The organism is Burkholderia sp. Bmkn7, from assembly GCF_041103175.1.
GTDB lineage: Bacteria > Pseudomonadota > Gammaproteobacteria > Burkholderiales > Burkholderiaceae > Burkholderia > Burkholderia cepacia.
Genome location: NZ_JBGCUH010000002.1, coordinates 557,812 through 583,686, shown reverse-complemented (window position 1 = coordinate 583,686; position 25,875 = coordinate 557,812). Strand labels below are relative to the sequence as shown.

General features: G+C 68.4%; 23 protein-coding genes. 12 read left to right on the top strand and 11 right to left on the bottom strand.

The window, feature by feature from the left end; genetic code table 11:
* Window positions 1-27: 27 nt before the first annotated feature.
* The 4 genes from AB3K92_RS08515 (at window position 28) to AB3K92_RS08500 (ending at window position 5,406) form a co-directional block, all read left to right on the top strand.
* A complete protein-coding gene (locus AB3K92_RS08515; protein ID WP_369464811.1) occupies window positions 28-1,350 on the top strand; it encodes an MFS transporter in 1,323 nt (440 codons plus the stop codon).
* A 17-nt stretch (window positions 1,351-1,367) separates the two neighbouring features.
* Entirely contained in the window at window positions 1,368-3,002 is a 1,635-nt protein-coding gene (gene hutH, locus AB3K92_RS08510; protein ID WP_369464810.1) for a histidine ammonia-lyase, read from the top strand.
* Between the two features lie 166 nt (window positions 3,003-3,168).
* Complete coding sequence (locus tag AB3K92_RS08505; protein ID WP_369464809.1) at window positions 3,169-4,269, top strand: porin; 1,101 nt, start codon at window positions 3,169-3,171, stop codon at window positions 4,267-4,269.
* A 66-nt stretch (window positions 4,270-4,335) separates the two neighbouring features.
* A complete protein-coding gene (locus AB3K92_RS08500; protein WP_369464808.1) occupies window positions 4,336-5,406 on the top strand; it encodes a porin in 1,071 nt (356 codons plus the stop codon).
* Between the two features lie 49 nt (window positions 5,407-5,455).
* Here AB3K92_RS08500 and AB3K92_RS08495 read toward each other — a convergent pair whose 3' ends face one another.
* Window positions 5,456-6,160, bottom strand: coding sequence for a GntR family transcriptional regulator (locus tag AB3K92_RS08495; RefSeq protein WP_369464807.1), 705 nt, complete (start codon window positions 6,158-6,160; stop codon window positions 5,456-5,458).
* Between the two features lie 183 nt (window positions 6,161-6,343).
* Between AB3K92_RS08495 and AB3K92_RS08490 the strand changes: the two genes are divergently transcribed.
* The 4 genes from AB3K92_RS08490 (at window position 6,344) to AB3K92_RS08475 (ending at window position 12,938) form a co-directional block, all read left to right on the top strand.
* Window positions 6,344-7,564, top strand: coding sequence for an alanine--glyoxylate aminotransferase family protein (locus AB3K92_RS08490; protein ID WP_048021310.1), 1,221 nt, complete (start codon window positions 6,344-6,346; stop codon window positions 7,562-7,564).
* 194 nt (window positions 7,565-7,758) lie between these two features.
* Window positions 7,759-9,033 carry an MFS transporter gene (locus AB3K92_RS08485; RefSeq protein ID WP_060218443.1) on the top strand — a complete coding sequence of 425 codons (1,275 nt, stop codon included), beginning with the start codon at window positions 7,759-7,761 and terminating at the stop codon, window positions 9,031-9,033.
* A gap of 52 nt (window positions 9,034-9,085) precedes the next feature.
* Window positions 9,086-9,847 carry a 2-keto-4-pentenoate hydratase gene (locus tag AB3K92_RS08480; protein WP_369464806.1) on the top strand — a complete coding sequence of 254 codons (762 nt, stop codon included), beginning with the start codon at window positions 9,086-9,088 and terminating at the stop codon, window positions 9,845-9,847.
* A gap of 52 nt (window positions 9,848-9,899) precedes the next feature.
* Complete coding sequence (locus tag AB3K92_RS08475; RefSeq protein WP_369464805.1) at window positions 9,900-12,938, top strand: FAD-binding and (Fe-S)-binding domain-containing protein; 3,039 nt, start codon at window positions 9,900-9,902, stop codon at window positions 12,936-12,938.
* 17 nt (window positions 12,939-12,955) lie between these two features.
* Here the strand turns inward: AB3K92_RS08475 and AB3K92_RS08470 are convergent, their stop codons facing one another.
* The 6 genes from AB3K92_RS08470 to AB3K92_RS08445 all read right to left on the bottom strand — a co-directional run bounded on the left by AB3K92_RS08470 (window position 12,956) and on the right by AB3K92_RS08445 (window position 18,515).
* Window positions 12,956-13,861 carry a LysR family transcriptional regulator gene (locus tag AB3K92_RS08470; protein WP_027790054.1) on the bottom strand — a complete coding sequence of 302 codons (906 nt, stop codon included), beginning with the start codon at window positions 13,859-13,861 and terminating at the stop codon, window positions 12,956-12,958.
* A 76-nt stretch (window positions 13,862-13,937) separates the two neighbouring features.
* Window positions 13,938-15,182: an acyl-CoA dehydrogenase family protein gene (locus tag AB3K92_RS08465; RefSeq protein ID WP_021158039.1), complete on the bottom strand. Its 1,245-nt coding sequence runs from the start codon at window positions 15,180-15,182 to the stop codon at window positions 13,938-13,940.
* A gap of 33 nt (window positions 15,183-15,215) precedes the next feature.
* Window positions 15,216-15,974 carry an SDR family NAD(P)-dependent oxidoreductase gene (locus tag AB3K92_RS08460; protein ID WP_059709205.1) on the bottom strand — a complete coding sequence of 253 codons (759 nt, stop codon included), beginning with the start codon at window positions 15,972-15,974 and terminating at the stop codon, window positions 15,216-15,218.
* A gap of 7 nt (window positions 15,975-15,981) precedes the next feature.
* The gene (locus AB3K92_RS08455) at window positions 15,982-16,746 is read right to left on the bottom strand and encodes an SDR family oxidoreductase (RefSeq protein ID WP_027790057.1); all 765 of its coding nucleotides are present in this window, start codon (window positions 16,744-16,746) and stop codon (window positions 15,982-15,984) included.
* A 43-nt stretch (window positions 16,747-16,789) separates the two neighbouring features.
* A complete protein-coding gene (locus AB3K92_RS08450; RefSeq protein ID WP_021158042.1) occupies window positions 16,790-17,821 on the bottom strand; it encodes a phosphotransferase in 1,032 nt (343 codons plus the stop codon).
* Between the two features lie 19 nt (window positions 17,822-17,840).
* Window positions 17,841-18,515, bottom strand: a complete 675-nt coding sequence (locus tag AB3K92_RS08445; RefSeq protein WP_048021300.1) for a histidine phosphatase family protein — start codon at window positions 18,513-18,515, stop codon at window positions 17,841-17,843.
* 200 nt (window positions 18,516-18,715) lie between these two features.
* On the opposite strand from AB3K92_RS08445, the gene AB3K92_RS08440 reads away from it, so the two are divergent.
* The 3 genes from AB3K92_RS08440 to AB3K92_RS08430 all read left to right on the top strand — a co-directional run bounded on the left by AB3K92_RS08440 (window position 18,716) and on the right by AB3K92_RS08430 (window position 20,857).
* Window positions 18,716-18,871: a DUF3309 family protein gene (locus tag AB3K92_RS08440; RefSeq protein WP_021158044.1), complete on the top strand. Its 156-nt coding sequence runs from the start codon at window positions 18,716-18,718 to the stop codon at window positions 18,869-18,871.
* A gap of 166 nt (window positions 18,872-19,037) precedes the next feature.
* Window positions 19,038-19,769, top strand: a complete 732-nt coding sequence (locus tag AB3K92_RS08435) for a response regulator (RefSeq protein WP_021158045.1) — start codon at window positions 19,038-19,040, stop codon at window positions 19,767-19,769.
* Between the two features lie 2 nt (window positions 19,770-19,771).
* Window positions 19,772-20,857: an ATP-binding protein gene (locus AB3K92_RS08430; protein ID WP_059553797.1), complete on the top strand. Its 1,086-nt coding sequence runs from the start codon at window positions 19,772-19,774 to the stop codon at window positions 20,855-20,857.
* A gap of 34 nt (window positions 20,858-20,891) precedes the next feature.
* Here AB3K92_RS08430 and AB3K92_RS08425 read toward each other — a convergent pair whose 3' ends face one another.
* Window positions 20,892-21,584: a hypothetical protein gene (locus AB3K92_RS08425; protein WP_042973845.1), complete on the bottom strand. Its 693-nt coding sequence runs from the start codon at window positions 21,582-21,584 to the stop codon at window positions 20,892-20,894.
* Between the two features lie 226 nt (window positions 21,585-21,810).
* Here AB3K92_RS08425 and AB3K92_RS08420 point away from each other — a divergent pair, with 226 nt between their 5' ends.
* The gene (locus AB3K92_RS08420; RefSeq protein ID WP_124469321.1) at window positions 21,811-22,833 is read left to right on the top strand and encodes a MerR family transcriptional regulator; all 1,023 of its coding nucleotides are present in this window, start codon (window positions 21,811-21,813) and stop codon (window positions 22,831-22,833) included.
* Window positions 22,834-22,840: 7 nt separating this feature from the next.
* On the opposite strand, the gene AB3K92_RS08415 is transcribed toward AB3K92_RS08420, so the two are convergent.
* From AB3K92_RS08415 to AB3K92_RS08405, 3 genes are all read right to left on the bottom strand, one after another.
* On the bottom strand, window positions 22,841-23,656 hold the full coding sequence (locus tag AB3K92_RS08415; RefSeq protein WP_059620206.1) for a carboxylesterase: 816 nt from the start codon (window positions 23,654-23,656) through the stop codon (window positions 22,841-22,843).
* A 13-nt stretch (window positions 23,657-23,669) separates the two neighbouring features.
* The gene (locus tag AB3K92_RS08410; protein ID WP_059586476.1) at window positions 23,670-24,962 is read right to left on the bottom strand and encodes an MASE1 domain-containing protein; all 1,293 of its coding nucleotides are present in this window, start codon (window positions 24,960-24,962) and stop codon (window positions 23,670-23,672) included.
* Window positions 24,963-25,256: 294 nt separating this feature from the next.
* On the bottom strand, window positions 25,257-25,757 hold the full coding sequence (locus AB3K92_RS08405) for a lipocalin-like domain-containing protein (protein ID WP_053076238.1): 501 nt from the start codon (window positions 25,755-25,757) through the stop codon (window positions 25,257-25,259).
* Window positions 25,758-25,875 lie beyond the last annotated feature (118 nt).

Here is a 25,875-nt window from a genome sequence, read left to right as displayed (position 1 = left end):
CGTCCCGCACGACGACAGGAGATCGAAGTGAAGCAATCCGCGGTTCCCCTCGACACGGCCACGGCCGTGTCGCCCCCCGCCTCGAGTGCCGGGCGCGCGATCGCCGCGGCATCGATCGGCAACGCGCTGGAGTGGTACGACTTTTCCGTCTACGCGTTCTTTGCCGTATACATCGCGCAGAACTTCTTCCATCGCGGCAACACCGGCACCGAGCTGGTCGAAGCGTTCATGGCGTTCGGAATCGGCTTCATCGCGCGGCCTCTCGGCGCACTCGCGATCGGCGTGTACGGCGATCGTGCGGGCCGCAAGGCCGCGCTGACGCTGACCATCCTCGTGATGGCGGCCGGCACCGGCATCATCGCGTTCGCGCCGCCGTTCACCGCGATCGGCATCGGCGCGCCGCTGCTGATCCTGTGCGGCCGCCTGCTGCAGGGCTTCTCGGCCGGCGGCGAAGTGGGCGGCGCCGCGGCGTTCCTGATCGAGCACGCGCCGGCGGACAAGAAAGGCCGCTACGCATCGTGGCTGCAGGCGAGCATGGCCGCGTCGAACATCCTCGGCGCGCTGGTCGCCACCGCCGTGACGCTCACGCTATCGCGCGAACAGATCGGCGACTGGGGCTGGCGGATTCCGTTCATCCTCGGTCTCGCGATCGCACCGGTCGGCCTGTGGCTGCGCAAGACGCTCGACGAAACGCCGCATTTCCGCGCGGAAATGGCACGCGCCGCGCACGCCCCGGCCGAACGCAAGACGCCGCTGCTACAGGTCGTGCGCGACTATCCGCGTGCGCTCGTGGTCGGCACCGGGTTCTCGGTTCTGTGGGCCGTGTGCGTGTATGCGCTGGTGATCTACATGCCGACGCACGTACAGCGCGCGCTGCATTTCGACGGGCGGGATGCGTTCATCGCGTCGCTGGTCGGCAACTGCCTGATGGCCGTCACCTGCGTGTGCGCCGGAAGCTGGTCGGATCGCTTCGGGCGGCGCACGGTGCTGACCGTCGGCGCGACGCTGATGCTCGTGTCGGTGTATCCGCTGCTGCACTGGCTCGCCGACGTGCACACGCTCGCCGCGCTGATCACGGTGCAAAGCGCGTTCTGCGTGATGGTCGCGATCTTCACCGGTGTCGCGCCCGCCGCGCTGTCGGAGCTGTTTCCGACCCGCGTCCGCGCGACCGGCATGTCGCTGTCCTACAACATCGCCACGACGATCTTCGGCGGCTTCGCACCGGCGATCCTCGCGTGGCTCACGCAACGATCGGGCAACCCGTTCGCGCCTGCCTGGTATGTGATGGCCGCGAGCGCCATCGCACTCGCGTCGATCGCAGCGCTGTCTTCCACGTCACGTCACGCCTGAATTCGGAGAACTGCTTCATGCAACGCTTCCTCATGCGGAGCGCGCTCGCGCTCGCGCTTTTCGCCGCCGTCCCGGCCTTCGCCGACGTCACGCTCGACGGCCGGTCGGCCACACCCGAATCGATCGCGCGCATCGCCGACGGCGAAGCCGTGTCGATCGCACCGGCCGCCCGCCAGCGCGTGGTCGCCGCGCACGACGTACTGCTGAAGGCCGCCGCGGCCGGCCAGCAGATCTATGGGTTGACGGTCGGCGTCGGCCTCAACAAGGACCGCGAGATGGTCGATGCGCACGGCAAGCTGTCGCAGGAAGTCATCGATGCGTCGACGCGCTTCAACATCGGGCTGATCCATGCGCACTCGGGCAGCGTCGGCCCCGACATGAGCGTACGCGTGGCGCGTGCCGCGATGGCCGCCCGCCTGAACGCGATGCTCGATGGCGGCGCCGGCGTGCAGCCGTCGATCGTCGAGGCATACGCGCAGTTGCTCAATCGCGGCGTCACGCCCGCGATGCCCGCGGATGGCTCGATCGGCGAAGCCGACATCACGATCCTGAGCCATGTCGGCCTCGCGATGCTCGGCGAAGGCGACGTGTACTACCAGGGCCGCAAGGTAGCGGCCGCCGACGCGCTGAAGTCGGCCGGCATCGCAACGATCCGCCCGTACGGCAAGGACGCGCTCGCGATCCTCAGCTCCAACGCGTATTCGGCAGGTATGGGTGCGCTGGCGCTCACCGACATGGCGCGGCTCGCGCAGGTGTCGAAGGTCGTGTTCGCGCTGAGCCTGCAGGGGCTGAACGGCAACGTGTCGCCATTCCGCGAGGACACGCTCGCGCTGCGGCCGTTCCCGGCCACGCTGCGCGCGGGCGCCACGCTGCGCACGCTGCTCGCGGGCAGCAGCCTGTGGAACAAGGACCCGGAGCGGCCGCTGCAGGATCCGCTCAGCTTCCGCTCCGGCGTATACCTGCTCGGCGAAGAGGATCGCACTTACGACGAGGCCCGTGCGCTGCTGCAGGTGCAGCTCAATTCGAGCGACGACAACCCGGGTGTCGCGGTCAGCGTCACGCCGAAGTCGGCGCGTGCACAGGATGCGGCGGGCTATGTCGACGGCGGTGGCGCCGTGCTGCCAAGCGCGAACTTTGAGCCGCTTCCGTGGGTGCTCGCGTTCGAACAGCTCGGGCTCGCGCTCGGCCACAACGCGCTCGCGTCCGCGCAACGCATCGTCAAGCTGAACGACCCGCACCTCACCGGCCTCTCGCGCTTCCTCGGCACCGAGGACACCGTGCATGCGTTCGGCGCGATGGAGAAGCCTCCGACCGCGCTCGCGATGAGCGTGAAGTCGCTCGCGATGCCCGTGTCGCTCGACTACCTGCCGGTTGCCGGCGGCATCGAGGACGTCGCGACGAACGCGCCCGACGTCGTGCAACGCGTGCAGAAGCAGATCGACGCGAGCTACACACTGCTCGGCCTCGAACTCGTCGAAGCCGCGCAGGCGATCGACCTGCGCCAGCGCAAGCAGCCGTCGTTCACGCTCGCGCCGGCCACGCAGCCGCTCTACCGCGCGCTGCGCACGAAGGTCGCGTTCCTCGAGCGCGACCGCCCGCTCACACCCGACTTCCGGGCCGCCGATACGCTGCTGCGCGCGTATCGCGACTGAGCGGCGCACCGGCCTTCCTTCGTTTCATCGCTTTACCCGCTGCCTCGATCGTCGTTCGATCGCGGCGCGGGGTACGCACGTCCGTACGTCTGCACGCAGCCGGAACGGCCCGCCGTTCGCCGTGTTTCACCGCCGTCTTCCACCCACACCGCACTGGAACATCATCATGAAAAAACTCCTGTTCGCGCTGCCGCTCGCCGCGGCCGCCACCGCCCACGCGCAAAGCAGCGTCACGCTGTACGGCATCGTCGAGGACGGCGTCGACTACGTGTCGAACGTGCAGGGCAAGCACCTCGTGCAGCTAGCGTCGGGCGTGACGGCCGGCAGCCGCTGGGGGGTGCGCGGCACCGAGGATCTCGGCGGCGGCCTGAGCGCGATCTTCCGCCTCGAAAGCGGCTTCGACATCAACTCCGGCCGTCTCGGCAGCGGGCTCGCGTTCTCGCGCAACGCTTACGCCGGCCTGAACGACACGAAGCTCGGCACGCTGACGCTCGGCCGCCAATGGGACTCGATCGTCGACTATGTCGAGCCGTTCACGCTGAACGGCAACATCGGCGGCTACTACTTCGCGCACCCGAACGACATGGACAACACCGACAACGGCTTCCCGATCTCGAATGCGGTCAAGTACCGTAGCCCAACGATCGCGGGCATCACGTTCGGCGGCCTCTATGCATTCGGCGGGCAGGCCGGCCGCTTCTCCGACAACGCGACGTTCAGCGTCGGCGCGAGCTACGCGGCGGGCCCGGTCGGCTTCGGCATCGGCTATCTGCGGATCAACAACCCGGGCGTGTCGACGCAGGGCTACCAGAACTATCCGGGCTTCACGAACGCGATCTACGGCAACTACCTCGATGCGGCGCGTGCTCAGAAGGTGTTCGGCGTGGGCGCGTCATACCAGGTCGTGCAGTGGCTCAAGGTGCTCGCCGACTTCACGAACACGAACTTCCAGCGGGGCAGCGCGGGGCACGACGCGACGTTCCAGAACTACGAGCTGTCGACGCTCGTCACGCCGACGTCGGCCGTGACAGTCGGCGCCGGCTACACGTACACGACGGGCCGCGACCATGCGACGAACGCGGAACCCAAGTATCACCAGTTCAACCTGAGCGCCGAATATTCGCTGTCCAAGCGCACCAGCGTCTACGTGATGGGCGCGTTCCAGAAGGCGGCCGGCGACGCGCCGGTCGCGCAGATCGCGGGTTTCAATCCGTCGAGCAACCAGAAGCAGGCCGTCGGGCGCGCGGGTATCCGCCACGTGTTCTGACGCCTTGTTCGGCGGGTGCCGTCGCGCGCCCGTCCGCTCCCTCTTCCTTCACGCAATTCAATCAGTATGCCTGTTCATTTGACCCGGATTGCCGGCCGGCGCCGCCGGCTGCTGTCGACCATCGGCGCATCGCTGATCGCCTGCACGATCGCCGATGACGCCACGGCCCAGTCGTCCGTCTCGCTGTACGGACTGGCCGACGTGTATGTCGGCACGCAGAAGAGCCTCGGCAAGCCGCGCGCGTATGCCATGAATTCGGGCGGCTTCACGACGAGCTTCTGGGGAATCGGCGGCCGCGAGGATCTCGGCGGCGGCTACGCGCTGCAGTTCGCCCTTGAAGCATTCATGCGCCCGTCGAACGGCGGCTTGGGCCGCTTCAGCGGCGATACGTTCTTCGGGCGCAACGCGTATGTCGGCGTCGCGACGCCGTACGGTGTGCTGCGCGCGGGACGCAACACGACGCCGTATTACGTCTCGGTCGTGCGCTTCAACCCGTTCTCGACGTCGTTCGGCTTTTCGCCGGCGCTGAACCAGATGTACAAGGGCGTGGCGGGGCAAGGCCTCGTCGGTGACAACGGCTGGAGCAATTCGGTGCTGGTCACGACACCCGGCGAGCGCGCGCTGCAGGCGAGCCTGATCTACGCGACGGGCAACGCACCGGGTCACGCCGGCGCAAACCAATGGGGCGGCAGCATCACCTACGACCGGCAGCGCGCGTTCAGCGCGACGCTCGCGTTCCAGCAGGCGAAGTACGACCGGACACCGGGCGACCTGAATGCGTCGATCGCCGGCTTCACGCAGCAGGACGCCGTGCTGGCCGGCGTCGGCTACGACCTGAAATTCGTGAAGTTCACCGCGTTCTACCAGTACGTGCACGACGCGATCGACGGCGGCGGGCTCGGCACGCACAGCGGACAAGTGGGCGCGGCGGTGCCGCTCGGCTTCGGCACGCTGCTCGCGTCGGTGATGGCCGCGAAAAGCCACGGGCGCGACCGCCCGTCGAGAACGACCTGGGCGCTTGGCTACGACTACCGGCTGTCGAAACGGACCGACGTCTACGTCGCATACATGCGCGATCGCACGAGCGGCTATGGGAACGGCGATTCGGCCGGGCTCGGCCTGCGCACGGCATTCTGAGCCGGTACACGCCGGCACGACGCGATGACCGTTCGCGTGCAGCGTGCGACTACGCGTCCACTGCCCCCTGCTGCAACAACACCGCGTCGCGCTTCTCCAGCAGATGCCGCCGCAGGATCGCCGCGAGCGCCTTGCCGTCGCGCGCCTCCAGCGCCTTGATCATCTCCTCGTGATCGTGCACTGCGCGATCCCACTTCTCGACGTGCTGGTTCGAGCGGAACCGCATCGACATGATCCGCCGGTTGATCGACTGGTACGTGGCGCGCAGCGCCGAGTTGCGCGCGGCCTCGTTGATGCGGTCGTGGATTTCCTGGTTGCGGCTGTAGTAGCCGGGCAGGTCGTTCTGCAGCCGGCACGCGAGCATCGAGTAATGCAGCGCCTTGATCTCCGCGAGCTCCGCGTGCGTGATGCGCTCGCAGGCCAGCTCGCCTGAAAACGCCTCCAGCCCCGACATCAGCTCGAACGTCTCGCGGATCTCCGATTCGCTCATCCGGTACACGCTCGCGCCGCGATTCGGCGACAGCACCAGCAGCCCCTCGGCCGCCAGCACCTTGAACGCCTCGCGCAGCGGCGTGCGCGAGATGCCGAGCGTCTCGCACAGCTCGCGCTCGTTCAGCCGCATGCCCGGCGTGAGCACACCTTCGACGATGAATTTGCGCAGGTGCTCGACGACCGTGTCGTGCAGCCGCTGCCGCTCCAGTTTCGGCAGTGCCGGCGCGCCGCCGGTCTGCTCCAGATCATTCAAATCTTGCATGCAAAATCCTTCCTTCTTGCTTCACGCGATTCTACTTCAACTCGCCCGACCCGAATATCTCCCCGCCAACGCCGGGTAAACACCGGCATTTTCGGTGAAATCAGTGCTTGGGTTTGCCGCGATCGCTCTGCTAAAGTATTTTGCATGCAAAATTCAAAATGCAACCAAGGAGACAGAACGACCATGCTGCAACTCGACTTTCATCCGTCCGGCCGACATTTCCTGCAGATTCCCGGGCCGAGCCCGGTGCCCGACCGCATCCTGCGGGCGATGAGCTATCCGACCATCGACCACCGTGGCCCCGAATTCGGCGCGCTCGGCCTCAAGGTGCTCGCCGGCATCAGGAAGATCTTCAAGACCACGCAGCCGGTGATCATCTATCCGGCGTCGGGTACCGGCGCATGGGAGGCCGCGCTGACCAACACGCTGAGCGCCGGCGACACCGTGCTGATGTACGAGACCGGCCACTTCGCGACGCTGTGGAAGAAGATGGCCGACGCGCTCGGCCTGAAGCCCGAATTCCTCGGGCTGCCGGGCATCGAAGGCTGGCGCCGCGGCGTGCAGCCCGACATGATCGAAGCGCGCCTGCGCGCCGATACCACGCACGACATCAAGGCGGTGTGCGTGGTGCACAACGAAACCTCCACCGGCGTCACCTCCGACATCGCGGCCGTGCGCCGCGCGATCGACGCGGCCGGCCACCCGGCGCTGCTGATGGTCGACACGATCTCGGGCCTCGCGTCCGCCGACTACCGCCATGACGAATGGGGCGTCGACGTGACGGTGTCGGGTTCGCAGAAAGGGCTGATGCTGCCGCCCGGTATCAGCTTCAACGCGGTGTCGCCGAAGGCGCTCGCGGCGAGCGGGCACGCGACGCTGCCGCGTGCGTTCTGGGGCTGGCACGAGATCATCGAGGCGAACAGGAACGGCTACTGGCCGTACACGCCGAACACCAACCTGCTGTACGGGCTCGCCGAAGCGCTCGACATGATCCTCGGCGAAGGGCTCGACGCGGTGTTCGCGCGCCACCAGCGGCTCGCGGAAGCCACGCGGCGCGCGGTGCGCGCGTGGGGCCTCGAGATCCAGTGCGCGGACCCGGCCGTCTACAGCCCCGTGCTGACCGGCGTGATGATGCCCGACGGCGTCGACGCGGACGCCGTGCGCAAGCTGATCTACGAACGCTTCGACATGTCGCTCGGGCAGGCGCTCGGCAAGATGCGCGGCAAGATGTTCCGCATCGGCCATCTCGGCGACTGCAACGACCTCACGCTGATGGCCACGCTCGCCGGCTGCGAGATGGGGCTGAAGCTCGCCGGCGTGCCGGTTGCCGCGAGCGGCGTCGTCGCGGCGATGGACACCCTCGCATCGAACACGCACGCCCCCGCGCTGCGCGCGGCGGCCTGAGCGCCGGCGGGCGGCGCGCACGTTTCCCGCACGCCGCCTGACGCGCCCTTTCCGCTTCACGGGCGGCCGCGCGGTCGTCGCGACACGCACCGGCCGCTGCCGGCGCCCGCCCCGCTTCATCGGCACGACCCACCTCGATGCCGGCCTCGACGCCGGCACGGGCAGCCAGCCAGACAACATCCAGGAGACGAAACATGAAGCTGTTCCGAGCGACCGGCATCGTGCTGGTGATGCTGTGCGTGATGTACTTCATCACGTACCTCGATCGCGTGAACGTGAGCACGGCCGCTGCCGGGTTCGGCAAGGAATTCGGGCTGAACAAGACGGAGATCGGCCTCGTGTTCTCCGCGTTCGCGTATCCGTATCTCGTATTCCAGATCATCGGCGGCTGGGTCAGCGACCGCTTCGGCGCGCGCCGCACGCTGCTCGCCTGCGGGCTGCTGTGGGCCGTCGCGACGCTGCTCACCGGGATGGCCGGCGGCCTCGCGTCGCTGCTCGCCGCGCGCCTGCTGCTCGGGCTCGGCGAAGGCGCGACGTTCCCGGCGGCCACGTCGGCGATGTCGCGCTGGGTGCCGCGCGAGAAACGCGGCTTCGCGCAGGGCGTCACGCATGCGTTCTCGCGCGTCGGCAACGCGGTCGCGCCGGCCGCCGTCGTCGCGGTGATGGCCGTGTACGGGTGGCGCGAATCGTTCTACATCTGCGGCGTGATCAGCATCGTGTGGGTCGCGGTGTGGGCGCTCGTCTATACCGAACACCCGAAGGACCACCCGCGCATCACGCAGGCCGAACTCGACGCGCTGCCGCAACCGAAGCCGAAACCCGCCGCCGTGCCCTGGGGCCCGTTGTTCCGCCGGATGATGCCCGTCACGATCGTGTACTTCTGCTACGGCTGGACGCTGTGGCTGTTCCTGAGCTGGATTCCGCAGTACTTCCTGCACAGCTACGACCTCGACCTGAAGAAATCGGCCGTGTTCGCGTCGGCGGTGTTCTTCGCGGGCGTGATCGGCGACACGCTCGGCGGGATCGTCACCGACCGCATCCTCACGCGCACCGGCAGCCTCAAGCGCGCACGCAGCCGGATGGTGTCGATCTGCATGCTGCTCACGCTGCTGTCGCTGCTGCCGCTGCTGTTCACGCATCACCTGTACGTGTCGATGGCGTGCCTCGCGGCCGGCTTCTTCTTCGCCGAAATGACGATCGGCCCGATGTGGGCCGTGCCGATGGACATCGCGCCGGAATACTCGGGCACCGCGAGCGGGATGATGAATTCCGGCTCCGCGCTCGCGGCGATCCTGTCGCCCGTGATCTCCGGCTTCGTGATCGACCGCTTCGGCAGCTGGGAGCTGCCGTTCATCGGCAGCATGGTGCTGATGGGCGTGGGCGTGCTGCTCGCGTTCCGCATGCAGCCGGAAAGCCGCTTCGCCGACGCACCCGCCGAACAACCGGCCGCCAATCGCTCGCCGGCCTGATGCCAACGGGGCGCTGCCGCCCGCGGCGCCCACCTTTTCCCCGACTGCAACGATGACCCAGGCTACCCACGACCTCGCCGTCCGGCTCGCCGCCGGCTGGCAATACGGCATCGCGTTCGCCGCGCTGCCTTCAGCCCTCGTCCCCGCCGATGCCGACGCCGCCTATGCGGTGCAGGCGCAACTGCTCGCCGAGCGCCGCGCCGCGATCGGCGCGTGGAAGGTCGGCGCGAAACAGCCCGACGGGCCGATCCAGGGCGCGCCGCTGCCGGACGACTGCCGCCATGCGAGCGGCGTCACGCTGCCGCGCGGCGCGTTCCGGCCGCTCGGCCTCGAACTGGAGATCGCGTTCCGCTTCGGCCGCGACTTCGCGCCGCGTGCGCCCGCCTATGCCGACGATGAAGTGTTCGACGGTATCGCGCAGATGGGTGCCGCGATCGAGATCGTCGCGAGCCGCTTCCGCGAATGGCCGGACGTCGCGCCGGCCGCCCAGCTCGCCGACCTGCAGAACCACGGTGCGCTCGTGCTGGGCGAGATGACCGGTTATCGCGCCGATTTCCCGTTCGCCGCGCCGGCCCCGGCGTTCACGTTCGACGGGCACGACATCGCCGGCACCACACCTGGCACCAACCCGGCCGGCGACCCGCGCCGCCTGCTGCCGTGGCTCGTGAATCACGCGTCGCGACGCGGCATCGCGTTGCCGGCCGGCACCGTCGTCACGACCGGCTCGTACACGGGCATGTATTTTCCGCGGGCCGCGGGCACGGCCGTCGGCCGCATCGCGGGGCTGCCGCCCGTCAGCGTCACGCTCGCCTGATCCCTCACCCGATCCTCGCCCGATCCGTTCCCACCCGATACCGACCGCCGCCATGACATCCGCCGTCTCGCCTTCGCTGGTTCGCCCCGTCCATCTCGTGCCGTCGCAAGGCGCCGCGCTGTCGCCGCTGTTCGAGCGGCTGCGCCGTGAAATGCGCGGCGACGTCTACGCCGATCGCGCGAGCCGCGGTCGTTATGCGACCGACGCGTCGATCTACCAGATCATGCCGCTCGGCGTGGTCGTGCCGCGCGACCAGGACGACCTGCGGATCGCGCTCGACATCGCGCGCGACCGCAAGATTCCCGTGCTCGCGCGCGGCGCCGGCACCAGCCAGTGCGGGCAGACGGTCGGCGAGGCGCTCGTCGTCGACAACAGCAAATGGCTGAACCGGATCGTCGCATTCGATGCGCAGGCGCGCACCGTCACCGTCGAGCCCGGCATCGTGCTCGATCACCTGAACGCGTGGCTGAAACCGCACGGGCTGTGGTTTCCCGTCGACGTGTCGACGGCCGCGCAATGCACGATCGGCGGGATGGCCGGCAACAACTCGTGCGGGTCGCGCTCGATCGAGTACGGCAACATGGTGCACAACGTGCTCGCGATCGACGCGATCCTCGCCGACGGCAGCGAATGCCGGTTCGGTTCGCTCGCGCAGCCCGTCACCGATCGCCGCACGCTCGACCTGCTGCACGGTGTCGAACGCATCGCGAAGCGCGAGCACGACGAAATCGTCGAACGCGTGCCGAAGGTGCTGCGCCGCGTGGCCGGCTACAACCTCGACCTGTTCGACTGCCAGAACCCGCGCGCCTACACCGACGACGGCCATGCGAATCTCGCGCACCTGCTCGTCGGCTCGGAAGGCACGCTCGCCCATAGCCGGCAGATCACGCTGAAGCTCGCGCCGCTGCCCGCGCACAAGACGCTCGGCGTCGTGAACTTCCCGACCTTCTACCAGGCGATGGACACCGCGCAGCACATCGTGAAGCTGAAGCCGGTGGCCGTCGAGCTGGTCGATCGCACGATGATCGACCTGTCGATGGAAAACCCCGCGTTCCGGCCCGTGATCGAACGGGCGCTGGTCGGCAAACCGCAGGCGATCCTGCTCGTCGAGTTCGCGGGCGAATCGCGCGACGCGCAACACACGCAGCTCGACCGGCTCGCCGAACTGATGGCCGATCTCGGCCTGCCCGGCAGCGTCGTGAAGATGATCGATGCCGGTGCGCAGAAGGCGCTGTGGGAGGTGCGCAAGGCCGGGCTGAACATCATGATGAGCATGAAGGGCGACGGCAAACCGGTGTCGTTCATCGAGGATTGCGCGGTGCCGCTCGAACATCTCGCCGAATACACGCGCCGCCTGACCGACGTGTTCCACAGGCACGAGACCGAAGGCACGTGGTACGCGCACGCGAGCGTCGGCACGCTGCACGTGCGGCCGATCCTCGACATGCGGCGCGACGGCGCGACGCGCATGCGCGAGATCGCCGAAGAAGCGGCCGCACTCGTGCGCGAGTACAAGGGCGCGTATTCGGGCGAACACGGCGACGGGCTGTGCCGCGGCGAATGGGTCGCGTGGCAGTACGGCCCGCGCCTGAATGCGGCGTTCGCGGAGATCAAGAAGCTGTTCGATCCCGACAACCGCTTCAACCCCGACAAGATCGTCAATCCGCCGAAGATGGATGCGCGCGAGCATTTCCGTTTCGCGCCCGGCTATGCGGCGTTGCCGCTGCGGCCCGCGCTCGACTGGTCGGCATGGAACGTCACGCGCAATCCGCTGACCGGCGAAGAAACCGCCCCCGGCTCGGGCACCGATGTCACGCACGGGCTCGCGTCGGCCGTCGAGATGTGCAACAACAACGGCCACTGCCGCAAGTTCGACGCGGGCACGATGTGCCCGAGCTACCGCGTGACGCGCGACGAGCAGCACGTGACGCGCGGCCGCGCGAACACGCTGCGGCTCGCGGTGACGGGCCAGCTCGGCGCCGACGGCCTCTCCGGCGACGACGTGAAGGCCGCGCTCGACCTGTGCGTGTCGTGCAAGGGCTGCAAACGCGATTGTCCGACGGGCGTCGACATGGCGCGCTTCAAGATCGAGGCGCGGCACGCGTGGAACCGCAAGCACGGCACGACGCTGCGTGAACGGCTCGTCGCGTATCTGCCGCGTTATGCGCCGTGGGCCGCGCGCATGCGCGGCGCGATCGCGTTCGTCAATGGCGTGCCGGTCGTCGCGTCGTCGATCAAGCGATGGATCGGCCTCGCGCCGCAGCGTGCGCTGCCCGGGTTCGCGCGACCGTTTCTGGCGGATGTGGGTGCCGGTGCGGGTGCATCAACGCCCACGCAAACCGGCTTGGCCACCCGCGAAGTGCTGCTGTTCGTCGATACGTTCAGCAACTACCAGGAGCCGGACAACGCGCGCGCCGCGCAAGCCGTGCTCGAAGCGGCCGGCTACACCGTGCATTTCAACGTGCGCGCAGGCGCGCGGCCACTGTGCTGCGGCCGCACGTTCCTCGCGGCCGGGCTCGTCGACGAAGCGAAATCCGAGGCCAGGCGCACGCTCGACGCGCTGCGGCCGTACCTCGAACGCGGTATCGCGATCGTCGGGCTGGAGCCTTCGTGCCTGCTGTCGATGCGCGACGAGTTTCTTGCCTACGGTTACGGCGACGAAGCCACACGGCTCGCGAGCCACGCGTTCCTGTTCGAGGAGTTTCTCGTGCGCGAACACGAGGCCGGCCGGTTGTCGCTGCCGCTGCACGCGATCGATGCGAACGAAGCGCTCGTGCACGGCCACTGCCATCAGAAGGCGTTCGGCGCGTTCACGCCGGTGCAGACGGTGCTGCGCTGGATTCCGGGGTTGAAGGTATCGCCGGTCGAATCGTCGTGCTGCGGAATGGCCGGCAGCTTCGGCTATGAAGCCGAGCATTACGCCGCATCGCAGGCGATGGCCGAGCTGTCGCTGCTGCCGGCCGTGCGTGCGCGGGCGGAAGGCGCGATCGTCGTCGCGGACGGCACGAGTTGCCGGCATCAGATCCAGGACGGCGCGCAAGCGCAGGCCGTGCATGTGGCGAAGGTGCTGGCGCGGGCATTGCGAAGCTGACCGCCGCCGCGTGCGCCTCACCGCGGTTCGCCGATCCCGCCCATCAGCGTCACCAGTTGTTCGCGCAGCCACCGGCTGCCCTGATCCTGATCCGCACTGCGATGCCAGTAGCAGAAGTATTCGAGCGCCGGCATCTCGAACGGCAGTTCGAGAATCCGCGCCGGATAACGCTGCAGCAGCCGCAGCGGTGCCGTCAGCGCCAGGTCGCCGCGCATCGCGATCAGCGGCGCGACCATGTAGTGCTGCACGCGCATCTGGATGGTGCGGCGCAACCCGAGGCGCGTCAGCTCCGCGTCGACGTGCCCGCTGCCCTTGCGGCGGCTCGACACGTGGATGTGCCCCATCGACAGGTAGTCGTCCATGGTGAGCGTGTCGCCCTTGAACGGGTGATCGTCGCGGATCATGCACGCATAACGATCGCGCACGAGCAGCGCCTGATGCAGGTGCGGATCGCCGATCAGCGGCGCGTCGATCGCGATGTCGACGGAGCCGTTCGCGAGCGCGGTCGCGACTTCGCGGCGGTCCATCGTGTAGCTGCGCACGTGCATGCCGGGCGCATGCTTCTGCAGCAGTTCGCCGAGCGCGGGCAGCAGCAGCGCTTCGGTCAGGTCGCTCATGCTCATCCGGAACACGCGCGTCGACGACGCCGGATCGAACACGTCGCCTTCGTGCGCGCTCGAATCGAGCAGCTGCATCGCCTCGCGCACCCGGCCGACGATGTTCTCGGCCAGCGGCGTCGGCATCATCCCGGCCGGCGTGCTGACGAACAGCGGATCGTTCAGGGTCTTGCGCAGCCGCGCCAGCGCGTTGCTGACGGCCGGCTGCGTGAGATTCAGCACCTCGGCCGCGCGCGTCAGGTTGCGCTTCGTGTAGATCGCGTCGAATACGACGAACAGGTTCAGGTCAATCTTCGAAAGGCGCATCGCCGGATCTCCTTGCCGGCATCTTACGGCGTGCGCCACCGGCTCGTCCACGGCCCTGCGCATCCCGGCGCGACGCTCAGGCGCGCAGCGGCGGCGTCAGGTACGGCGCCGTCGAACCCGGCTCGCCGTCCTTGATTTCCATCCGCGCGATCGCCTGCAGGTGCACCTCGTCCGGGCCGTCGGCGAAGCGCAGCGCGCGGCCCCAGGTCCAGAGGTCGGCGAGCGGCGTATCGGGGCTCAACCCCGCCGCGCCGAACACCTGCATCGCGCGGTCGCAGACGTTCGCGTACACGGTCGGCACCAGCGCCTTGATCATCGAGATTTCCTTGCGCGCGGCCTTCGCGCCGACCTTGTCGATCATCCACGCGGCCTTCAGCACGAGCAGGCGCGCCTGCTCGATCTCGATGCGCGAGCGCGCGATCCATTCGCCGACCGTGCCGTGCCGGTTCAGCGGCTTGCCGAACGCGACGCGCGACTGCGCGCGGTCGACCATCAGCTCCAGCGCGAGCTCGGCCGCGCCGATCGAACGCATGCAGTGGTGGATGCGGCCCGGCCCGAGGCGGGCCTGCGCGAGCGCGAAGCCGCTGCCCTCCTCGCCGAGCAGATTGCTCGCCGGCACGCGCACGTTGTCGAACGTGATCTCGCAGTGCCCTTCCGGCGCGTAGTGATTGACCACCGTGATGTTGCGCACGACCGTCACGCCCGGCGTGTCGCGCGGCACGAGAATCATGCTCTGCTGCTGGTGCGACTCGGCATCGGGATCGGTCTTGCCCATCACGATGAAGATCTTGCAGTTCGGATGCGCGGCGTTGGTGATGAACCACTTGCGGCCGTTGATCACGTACTCGTCGCCCACGCGCTCGATGCGTGTCGTGATGTTCGTCGCATCCGACGATGCGACATCGGGCTCCGTCATCGCGAACGCCGAACGGATCTCGCCGCGCAGCAGCGGCTTCAGCCACTGTTCGCGCTGCGCGGGCGTCGCGAACATGTGCAGCAGCTCCATGTTGCCGGTGTCCGGCGCGTTGCAGTTGAACACTTCCGACGCCCAGCCCACGCGCCCCATGATCTCGGCGAGCGGTGCGTATTCGAGGTTCGTCAGGCCCGTGCCGGGCTCGTCGTCCTTCAGGTGCGGCAGGAACAGGTTCCACAGCCCTTCCGTCTTCGCGCGTTCCTTCAGTTCCTCCATGAACGACACGGGATACTGGCCCGCGTGCACTTCCTCGTTCCACTGGCGGATGCGCGGCACGATGTGTGCATCCATGAATGCGCGCACGCGGCTGCGCAGTTCTTCCACTTTAGGGGTGTAGCCAAAGTCCATGATCGACTCCTCGATTCCGTTCGTCCGGTTCCGTCAGAAGGCCGAGACACCGCCGTCGACGGCGACGGCCTGCCCGGTCAGATAAGTGTTTTCCTTCGCGCACAGCGTCAGCATCGTCGCGACGATTTCCTCGGGCCGGCCGAGCCGCTTCATCGGCGAGCCCTGCGCGAGAAAATCCTGGCGGTCGCCGATCTCGCTGTCGGTGACCATCGGCGTCGTGCTGTAGAACGGGCACACCGCATTCACACGAATGCCGTGGCGCGCGTATTCGATGGCCGCCGTCTTCGTGAGCCCGACCACCGCATGCTTCGACGCCGCATAGGCGGCCAGCTTCGGCGCGCCGCCGAGCCCGGCCATCGACGCGACGTTCAGGATCACGCCTTCGCGCTGCGCGAGCATCTGGCGGATCTGGTGCTTCATCCCGAAGAACACGCCCTTCGCGTTCACCGCGAAGCTCAGGTCGAGATCGGCTTCGTCGGTGTCGATCAGCGCCTTCATCGGCGGCGCGATGCCCGCGTTGTTGATGCCCACGTCGAGCCGGCCGAAACGCTCGGCCGCCGCGTGCACCAGCGCGGCGACGTCCGCTTCGACGCGCACGTCGCAGCGCCGCGCGATCACGTCGGCGCCGGCCGCGCGCAGCGGCGCGGCCACGCGTTCGAGCGCCTCGCCGTTCAGGTCGCCGAGCGCGAGCCGCGCGCCCATCGCGGCGAGTTCGCTCGCGAGCAACGCGCCGAAGCCGCTCGCGGCGCCGGTGATCATCACGGCCTGGCCGTCGTAGCTGTCGATCTTCATCGCGCGCTCAGATCGTCAGGCCGCCGTCGACGACGATGCATTCGCCGTTCGTGTAGCTCGCCGCGTCCGACACGAGGTACAGCACGGTGCCGGCCATTTCGCGCGGTTCCGCGTGGCGGCGCAGCGGGATCTTCGCCTTCCACGTCTCGTAGATGTCCTTGTCGGCGAACAGCGCGCCCGCGAACTTCGTCTTCGTGAGCCCCGGCAGCAACGCGTTCACGCGGATGCCGAACGGCCCGCACTCCTTCGCGAACGCCTTCGTCATGTTGACGACGGCCGCCTTCGTGATCGAGTAGATGCCCTGCCGGTCGCCGGGCTGCAGCGCATTCACCGACGCCGTGTTGACGATCGCGCCGCCGCCGTGTTCCTTCATCAGCTTGCCGGCCTCGACCGACATGAAGAAGTAGCCGCGGATGTTCACGTCGACCGTCTTGTCGTAAGCGGCGAGATCGGTATCGAGGATGTGCCCGAAATACGGGTTCGCGGCCGCGTTGTTCACGAGGATGTCGAGCCGCCCGTGCTTGCCGCGGATATGCTCGAACGTCGCGGCGATGTCTTCCAGGCGCCCGACGTGGCAGGCCAGCGCCTCGGCGCGGCCGCCGGCCGCGACGATCGCGTCGGCCACGGCCTGGCAGTCGTCGAGCTTGCGGCTCGACACGATCACGTGCGCGCCCTGCTCCGCGAGCAGTTTCGCGATTTCCTCGCCGATGCCGCGGCTCGCGCCCGTCACCAGTGCGATCTTGCCCGTCAGGTCGAACAGATTCGTTGCCATGTTGCTGTGCTCCTCCATTGATGTGGTGTCGTGCCCGGCGATGTCAGCGATGCGCGTCGATCACGCCGACGGCCATCTCGGCGAGACGTCCGGCCATCGCGCCGACGCGCAGCGCCTGCTCGCTCGATGCGTTGCCCTGCAGCGCGCGCGCCTTCACGCCCTGCGCGATCGCCGCGAGCCGGAAGAAACTGAATGCGAGGTAGAAATGCCAGTCGCGGATCGGCTCGATGCCGCGCAGCTCGCAATAACGCGCAACGATCGCCGCTTCGTCGGGAATGCCGAGTTCCGCGCGATCCTGGCCCGCGAGCCCGCGCACCTGGCCGCCCGACGGCAGCCGCAGGCACATGCAGAAGTACGCGAGATCGGCGAGCGGGTTGCCGAGCGTCGACAGTTCCCAGTCGAGCACGGCCTGCACGCGATAGCTGTCGCGCGCGAACATCAGGTTGTCGATCCGGAAATCGCCATGCACCAGCGTCGGCCGGCCCGTGTCGGCCGGGCACGCCTTCGGCAGCCAGTCGATCAGCGTCTCCATCGCGTCGAGGCGCTCCGTTTCCGCCGCGCGGTACTGCTTCGTCCAGACGCCGATCTGGCGTTCGAAGTAGTTGCCGGGGCGGCCGTAGTCGGCGAGGCCCACCGCGTCGACATCGACGTCGTGCAACGCGGCCATCGTCTGCAGCAACGCGTCGTAGCACACCGCGCGATCGGCCTTCGGCAGCTCCGGCAGCGCGGGATCCCAGAAGATCCGGCCGTCCTCGAAGCTCATCACGTAGAACAGGCTGCCGATCACGTCGCGGTCTTCGCAGAGGTGATACGGATGCGCGACCGGCACCGCGGTGCCCGACAGCGCACTCAGCACTCGGAATTCGCGGTCGACCGCGTGCGCGGATTTCAGCAGTTCGCCCGGCGGCTGGCGGCGCAGCACGTAACGGCCGCTCTTCGCATGCAGCAGGAAAGTCGGATTCGACTGGCCGCCGGCAAACTTCTCCATGTCGACCGGGCCTTCGAAGCCCGGCACGTGCGCTTCCAGATAGCGCGTGAGGCGGGCTACGTCGAGTTGCTGGGTAGGGTTCGTCATCGTCGCGATCGTTCGTGGGTCAGCCGTAGGTTCGCAGCGCGTGTCGTTCGGGATCCTCCAGATGCGGAATGCCGTTGAACGACGCGAGATGGAATGCATCGGCGTTGAAGAAAAACTGCGAAAGGCTGCTGTTGCGGATCTGCAGGTTCAGCGCGATCGCGCTCGACGGCGGGGCGGCCAGCACCTGCTGCACGGTGACCGCGATCGGGCCGCCTGAGCTCACCGTCAGCACGCGCTGGCCGCCGCCGTGGCGGATGGCCGCGCGGGCCTCGGCCACGCGCTGCTGGAAGTGCGCCCAGGTCTCGGGGGCCGAGTCGCCGAGCTTGTCTTCCGACCAGAGCTGCAGCACCTGCCGCAGCGCGCGGAAATGCTCCTTCATCGAGCCGGCCGCGAGGCGGGCGATGTCCGGGTAGTCGTGCGCGGCGGCGGCGAACAGGCCGTGGAAGTCGTATTCGTTCAGGCCGGGATGGCGGTCGATCTCCGCGCCCTCGCGGCCCATCCCGCGCAGGATCGCGTCGACCGTCTGCGCGTGGCGGTTCATCGTGCCGCAGATCACGCGGTCGAACGCCAGGCCTTGCCGCGCAAAGTATTCGCCGAGCCAGACGCCCTGCTGCTCGCCCGCCGGGGAAAGCCGGTCGTAGTCGTCCGTGCCGAAGGACGCCTGCCCGTGCCGTACCAGAAAAAGTTCAGCCATCGCCTGCCCGCCAGATCAGAAGGATTCAGCATAGGGGGCGGGGATGCATTTTCAAACTTTATTTTCTGAATCGGCGGGTATTCATCGGGTGAATTCCAGGCAGGCCAACCGTGCGCTTGCGCCGGCTTTCGGCCGCCCTCGCCGCGGCACGCGAATTGCGGCGGGAGGCACCGTCCATTCACGACGTCAGGAGGGGTGCGATGCTCGGTACGATCCTCATCATCATTCTGATTCTGCTGCTCATCGGGGCGTTTCCGGCGTGGCCGCACAGCCGAAGCTGGGGCTACTGGCCGTCGGGCTCGGTCGGGTTGATCGTCGTCATCGTCGTGATACTCGTGCTGCTGGGTCACATCTGAGTCCGGCGCCGTAGCTTCTTTACAAACGCAAGCAAGGGCGGGACATCCGTCGGCCGGGCGCGAATCGCGTCGCGCCGCGCTGTCCCGCCGCCTCCGTTCGATTGCGCCGGCCGTGCGGTAGTATGGCGACCTGATGGAACCCCCTGATGGACCTGAACGAGTGGCCATGCCCGAATCTTCTTCATCGCCCGGCGCCGGCCAGAACGCCCAGGCGCTCGTCCTCATCGCCGAAGACGAACCCGAGATCGCCGAGATCCTGACCGCCTATCTCGCACGCGGCGGGCTGCGCACCGTGCACGCCGCCGACGGCCGCCGCGCGCTTGAGCTGCACCTGCAGCTCAAGCCCGACCTCGTGCTGCTCGACGTGCAGATGCCGCACGTCGACGGCTGGAAAGTGCTCGCCGAAATCCGTCATCGCGGCGACACGCCCGTCATCATGCTGACCGCGCTCGACCAGGACATCGACAAGCTCACCGGCCTGCGCATCGGCGCCGACGACTACGTGGTGAAGCCGTTCAATCCCGCCGAAGTCGTGGCGCGCGCGCAGGCGGTGCTGCGCCGCTCGATGGCCGGCGCGCGCCAGGAAGAACAGCGCGTGCTGCGGGTCGCGCCGTTCGAGATCGATCTCGAACACCACGAAGCCACGCTCGAAGTGGGCAGCGAACGGCACACGCTCGTCCTGACGCTCACCGAATTCAAGCTGCTCGCGCAACTCGCGCGCGCGCCGCGGCGCGTGTTCAGCCGCGCCGAGCTGATGGCCACCTGCCTGCCGGAAGGCGACGCGCTGGAACGCACGGTGGACAGCCACGTCAGCAAGCTGCGCAAGAAGCTGGACGACCTCGGCGTGCAGGGCGTGCCGGTCAGCGTGCGCGGCGTCGGCTACAAGCTCTGGAGCTGAGCATGAAGCTCGAGGGCCTGAGCCGGCAGATCGCGCTGACCATGGCCGGGATGGCGTTCGGCGTGACACTGCTGATGGTGCTCACCGCGTACGTCTTCTACTACTTCGCGTTCAATTACTGGCCCGCACATTTCGACACGAAGAACCTGCTGCCGACCGCGCCGGAATGGGTGTGGCTCGTCTCGACCACGTCGGTCGGCCTCGCGCTGTCGGTCGCGGTCGCGGTCAATCTCGCGCGCCGCATCCTCGTGCCGCTTAACTCGGTCACGGACAGCATTCGCCGCGTCGCGCGCGGCGATCTCGACGCGCGCGCCGTCGCGGGCGACCGCTCGCTGCACGAAGCCGCGCTGCTCGCCGACAACTTCAACGCGCTCGCCAGCGAGCTGCAGCGCGTGACCAACGAGCAGGCGATCTGGAACGCGGCGATCGCGCACGAGCTGCGCACGCCCGTCACGGTGCTGCGCGGGCGCCTGCAGGGGCTCGCCGAAGGCGTGTTCAAGCCCGACGAAGCGCAGTTCCGCAGCCTGCTCGCGCAGGTCGAGGGGCTGACGCGGCTGATCGAGGATCTGCGCGTGGTCAGCCTCGCGGACAGCGGCCACCTGAGCATCGAGATCCGCGACACCGATCTCGCGTCGGAAGCGCGTGCGGTGGTCGACATGTTCGAGCCGGCGCTGCGGGCCGCCGGCCAGCATCCGGTGCTCGATCTCGACACGCGGCGCATGTGCTGCGACCCGGTGCGCATCCGCCAGGCGCTGCTGGCGCTGCTGGAAAACGCGCGCCGCCATGCGGTGCCCGGCGCGATCCGCATCGAGACGCGCATCGAACAAGGGATGTGCCGGTTGCGCGTCGGAGACGACGGCCCCGGCATCCCGGCCGATTTCGCGCCGCACGTGTTCAAGGCCTTCCGGCGCGCCGACGATACGCAGCCGGGCGGCAGCGGCCTCGGGCTCGCCGTCGTCGCGGCGATCGCCCATGCGCATCATGGCGAAGCTGTCTGCATGCCGAGCCGCACGGGCGGCACGCTGTTCGAAGTGCAGTGGCCCGACAACCTCACGCCGGCGCCGGAACACGCGCGCTTTCCGGCCTGAGACACCGCCTTTGGGTCCGACCTGACGCCCGCCTTTACCGCACCTCGTGCGGTTCGCGCCCGACCTGTTCGAGCGGCGGGTTGAACCCGAGCACCGTGTACTCCAGCACGGACACCGTCCCTTTCCCGGCCGCGCCCCGCACGACGACCGCGCGCACCGCGCCGGCCCGGTCGAATTTGAGGCGGGTGCCGACGGTCGCGTTGCGCAGCGCCTCCAGTTCCTCGATCCGCGCGATCGCCAGCTTGCGCACCGCGCCGGACACGTACACCGGCAGGAACACCAGCGCGATGAAGATCGACACGGCGTCCTTCGATACGCTGTCCAGCACCGCCTGACCCGACATCACGAGCGACAGCGACGTCGCGGCGACGAAGATCGCGAGCACGGTCGCGCCCACGCCGAGCGACGAGAACCGCTCGGCCGCCTTCTTCATGCGTGCCTTCACGAGCGCGCGCGTGGTCGCGGACGGCACCAGCCATTCGCGCAGCGCGCCATGGTATCCGGCGAAACCGAGGAACAGCGTCGCGACCGCGCTGATGCCGATGCTGGTGTACAGCGCATCGAAGATCATGCAGAGGAATTCGAGCACGAACACGATCACCGGCGGCCACAGCAGCAGCCGGAACGAATAGCCGTCGCGGCCGTGCCCGCGAATCCACCATTTCACCGGCGCAAGCTGCCAGAAGCGGCTCTCCTGGTGGAGCGAAAGTTCTTCGTTGTCGGTCAATTTCCCACCTGTCGGATCCTGCGCCGTGTCGGCGCCGGCCGCGAATCGGCACGGCCGCAGCCGCATTCTCCCAGATGCGCGGCACGGCGAGAAAGGCGCCGCCGCCGGCCTCCGGTTCCCGGTCGACCGACACATCGTGTGTATCGCACACGCACGCTCGCTTGACCCGGCCCTTGGGATCGCCTTTATGCTGGGCGCAACGAATCGACAGCAAGGAGAGTGACGGATGAGCACGTCTACGCCCCGTTTGAACGCGTCGGCCGCCGCCGCGCGGCTCGGCGTCTCGATCAAGGCGCTGCGGCTGTACGAGCGGCACGGCCTCGTCACGCCGGAACGTACGCCGGCCGGGTACCGTGCGTACGGCCCGGACGATCTCGCCCGCGCGGCCGACATCGCCGCGCTGCGCGCACTCGGCCTCGGTCTCGCGCAGGTGGCGAGCGTGCTCGACGGCGACGCGCGCAGCCTCGACGACGCACTGGCCGCTCACGAAGCGGCGCTGGACCACGGCATTCAGGATCTCGTGCGCAAGGTCGATCGCGTACACGCAATCCGCGCCGGCCTCGCGCGCGGCCGGATGCCGGCCGACGGCGAACTGACCCGGCTCGTCGACGACAGCAGCGCGGGCGTGGCATTCAGCCTGCCGTGGCCGTGGGGCGGCGAGTGGTTCGAGTGTCGCGATATCCGGCCGCTGAACTACATCATCGGCCCGCTCGGCAGCGGCAAGACGCGGCTGGCGCTTCGGCTCGCCGACGCACTGCCCGGCGCCACGTTCGTCGGCCTCGACCGGCTGGAGAACGACGGTGCGGCGACGCGCGACGTGCTGCGCACCGATCCTGCATTGAAGTCGCGCGTCGACCGTGCATCGGCAGCGCTCGCCGCCCGAGGCGCGATGCCGTCGGCGGCGTTGACCGCGCTGCTCGTCGCCCTCGAAGCCGAAGGCCCGCGCACACGGGTCGTCGACATGATCGAACAGGATCTCGATCGCCCCACGCAACAGGCACTGATTGCCCGTCTGCGCGAACAGGCCGCCGCCGGGATGCGGCCGCTGTTCCTGCTGACGCGTTCGTCGGCAATCCTCGACCTGTCGGCGGTCGGCCCGCATGAAGCGATCATCCTGTGCCCGGCCAATCACAGTCCGCCTTCGCGCGTGGCGCCTTACCCGGGCTCGCCCGGCTACGAAGCGGTTGCCACGTGTCTTGCGTCGCCCGAGATCCGGGCGCGGATCGCGCATCCCCCGGAAGCGGCGTAAGCCGTCGTCACGGCGCCATCCGCCCCATCCTGCGCGCCATCGCCGGGCTGACCGCATGCACCGGATCGAACCCGAAGAATTCGAGCACGTGGCGCGCGACGTCGTCGCGATCGTTGTCCGCGCAGATCATGTGGTAGCTGTTCTCCAGCACGATCCCGCGTGCGTCGGGCATCTTCTCGAGCAGGAAATCGGCCGAGCGCAGGCTCGTCAGCTCGTCCTCGCGCGCATGCAGCACGAGCGTCGCGCACGGCGTGCCGGCAGCAGCCTCGAGCGCCCAGTCGCGCATCCGGTCGACCTGGCGCACGCACGCGAGCGGCACCCACGCATAGTGGAAACTGTCCTCGCGCTCGAACTTCTTCTTCACGATCGCGCGGATCGTCGCGTTCTTGATGCCGAACGGATCGCCTTCCTCGACGCGCATCCGCTCCGCGACACCCGGCACGCGATACAGCACATGCCGCAACGCCCGGTACCACGGCGTCGACCAGCCGTCGATGAACACCGGCGTGGCCAGCAGCGCGAGCCGGCCGCGCGCATGCTGCACGCGATGGCACAGCAGCAGCGCGACCAGCGCGCCCATGCACATGCCCGCGACATGCACGGTGTCGTACTCGTTCTCCAGCGCGCGATACTGCTCGGTCACCGCGTCGAGCCATGCCTCCGCGCGCACGCCGACCAGATCCTCGGGGCGCGTGCCGTGCCCCGGCAGCGTGATCATGTGCGGTTCGCCGCCCGCGCGCCGCACCGCCTTGTGCAGCGAACCGAGATCGTATTGCGTGCCGCCGAGCCCGTGGATCAGCAGGACGCCCGTGCGGCCCGTCATGACGCGTCCCCGCTCATTCGTCCGCCGGCCACACGCGCTCGAGCTGCCAGACCCCTGCCACCACCGTCACGTCGACATTCGAGTCGAGCAACGGCGCGCCGTGATCGGTGATCGTCCGCGTGCCGCCGTCGCGCTGCACGATACGCAGCGACAGCGACGCACGATCCTCGCCGGCGATCTCCGCGTTCCAGTAGTCGCTCAACGCATCGCGGTCGCCCGGCTGCACACGTTCGAGCACGAGCGACACGCTCGCGATCTGCGCCGCGTCGACGCCGACACCGAACACGCGCTCGACGTCGCCGCTCCACTCGATCCGCCCCGATTCCGGATCGAGCACGTACGCGATCTGGCCGGCGCTCGCGAGCGCGAGCTCCATGTTGTTCTGCAGGACCGCCGCATGCTCGTGCACGCGCTCGCGCGTCGTCTTCAGCGTGCTCACCGTCAGCACCAGCAGCGACGCGACCGCCAGGTAAAGCTGCGCCTCGAGCAGCGAACTGCCGTAGTGCTCATGGAACGACGCGAACGGGCCGTCGCCCTGCGCGGTCTGCTCGATCACGATCAGCGCGAGCACCAGCACCGACGACGAACCCGCGCGGCCGCCGAGCAGCAGCGTCACCGCGACGGTCAGGAACAGCGGGATATACGTCAGCGCAAAGCCGGCGCCCGTGCCGAATTTCTTCGACGTGTCGCCGTCGAAGATCACCAGCGCGCCGATCACGAGCAGCGCGAACGCGACGATGCCGAGTACCAGGTCGAAGCGCTCGTGGTCGCCCGAGCGGTGCGCGCGAAAGCGCGACCATGACGCGAGTACCGGCGTGACCAGCAGCACGCCGACGAAATCGGACGCGGCCCACACCGACCACACGTCGAGGAACGGCGCGCCCTTGACCGCCGTGTACCACGCCGCGCCGCCGATCGCGCCGATCACGCCCGCGATCAGGCCGGCGAGGATCACCGAGCGCAGGAAATACAGCCCTTCGAGCGAGAACCGCACGCGCTGGACGAGCCACACCGCGAGCGCGGCGGCGCCGACCTCGTCGACCGTGAACAGCACCGCGTTGACCAGGCTGCCATGTTCGATGCCGGTCAGCGCGAGTTGCCCGGCCAGGAACGCGCCGGCCAGCGTCAGCCATTCGCGCATCGGCCGCAGCATGAACGCGCCGACCGTCACGCCGGCCGGCAGCCAGATGTAGCCCGTCAGCCGGACGGGGCCGTTGAACTCGTGCGAGATATAGCCGGTCGCGAGATACAGCGCCGCCCAGAGCAGCGCGGCGACGAGGCCCGGCCGCGATCGTTTGGTGTCCATCGAGAATCCCTGTGTGCTGCGCCGTGCAGGCAGACGCACCGCCGCGTCGGAAGCGGCGGCGCCTGCGGCCGGCAGGTGCGCGATGTGCGAATGATATGCGGACAGGGCAGACGGAGGAATACCGGTGGGGAGGCACGGGAAGCCGCGGCCTCTGATCCGGCTCGCCGGGCCGGCGGCGGCGGCTTGCGCGGGCCGGCGGAAATCGCGTGTGGCGCCGGCTACCCGGCGCGTGCCGGAACGGCCGCGATCACGACCTCACGGCCGCATGCGTCACGGATCGAACGGCCTCCCGGTTCACTCCTTTCGCCGCCACACCGAGATCGGAATGTCGCCGTTGGCACGCGGCGGAACGCGGTAGCTCAGCTCGCCGTCCTTCAACTGATAGGTTCGCGTCTGCGTTTGCCCGGCCCAGTTCGGGTACGACGCATTGCTGATGTGAAACGCCAGCGTGTGGTTCGCGGGATCGACGCTCAGCGTGCCGTAGTGGGTACTCGAGCCGAGCACGGCGTCACGGAATTCCTCCGGCGTGCCGGTCGCCTTGTCGTTCGACGCGAAGCGCGGGCGTTCCGACTTGAAGATCTGCAGCGAATAGTTCCCGTGCGCGTCGATCATCAGCAGGCCCGCCGGATCGGCACCGTAGTCGCGGCCGATCGTGCCGTCGGGATGTTGGACGTCCGCCGCGACCAGCGTCCACGTCCCCGCGAGCGACGGCGCGGCCGATGCGTCACCGGGAATCATCGACGCGGCCAGCAGCATGCCGGGAAAGCCTTGGCGGAATATCGAGCCGATTTTCATTCAATGTCCTTGTCGGAAAGAAAAGAAGCCACCTCACGGACATCCGCAGCCGCTTATCCAGCCGCGTATCGCGCGCATCCCCGTGAACCGAAACGACCGGTTCACTCGATGGTAGCGA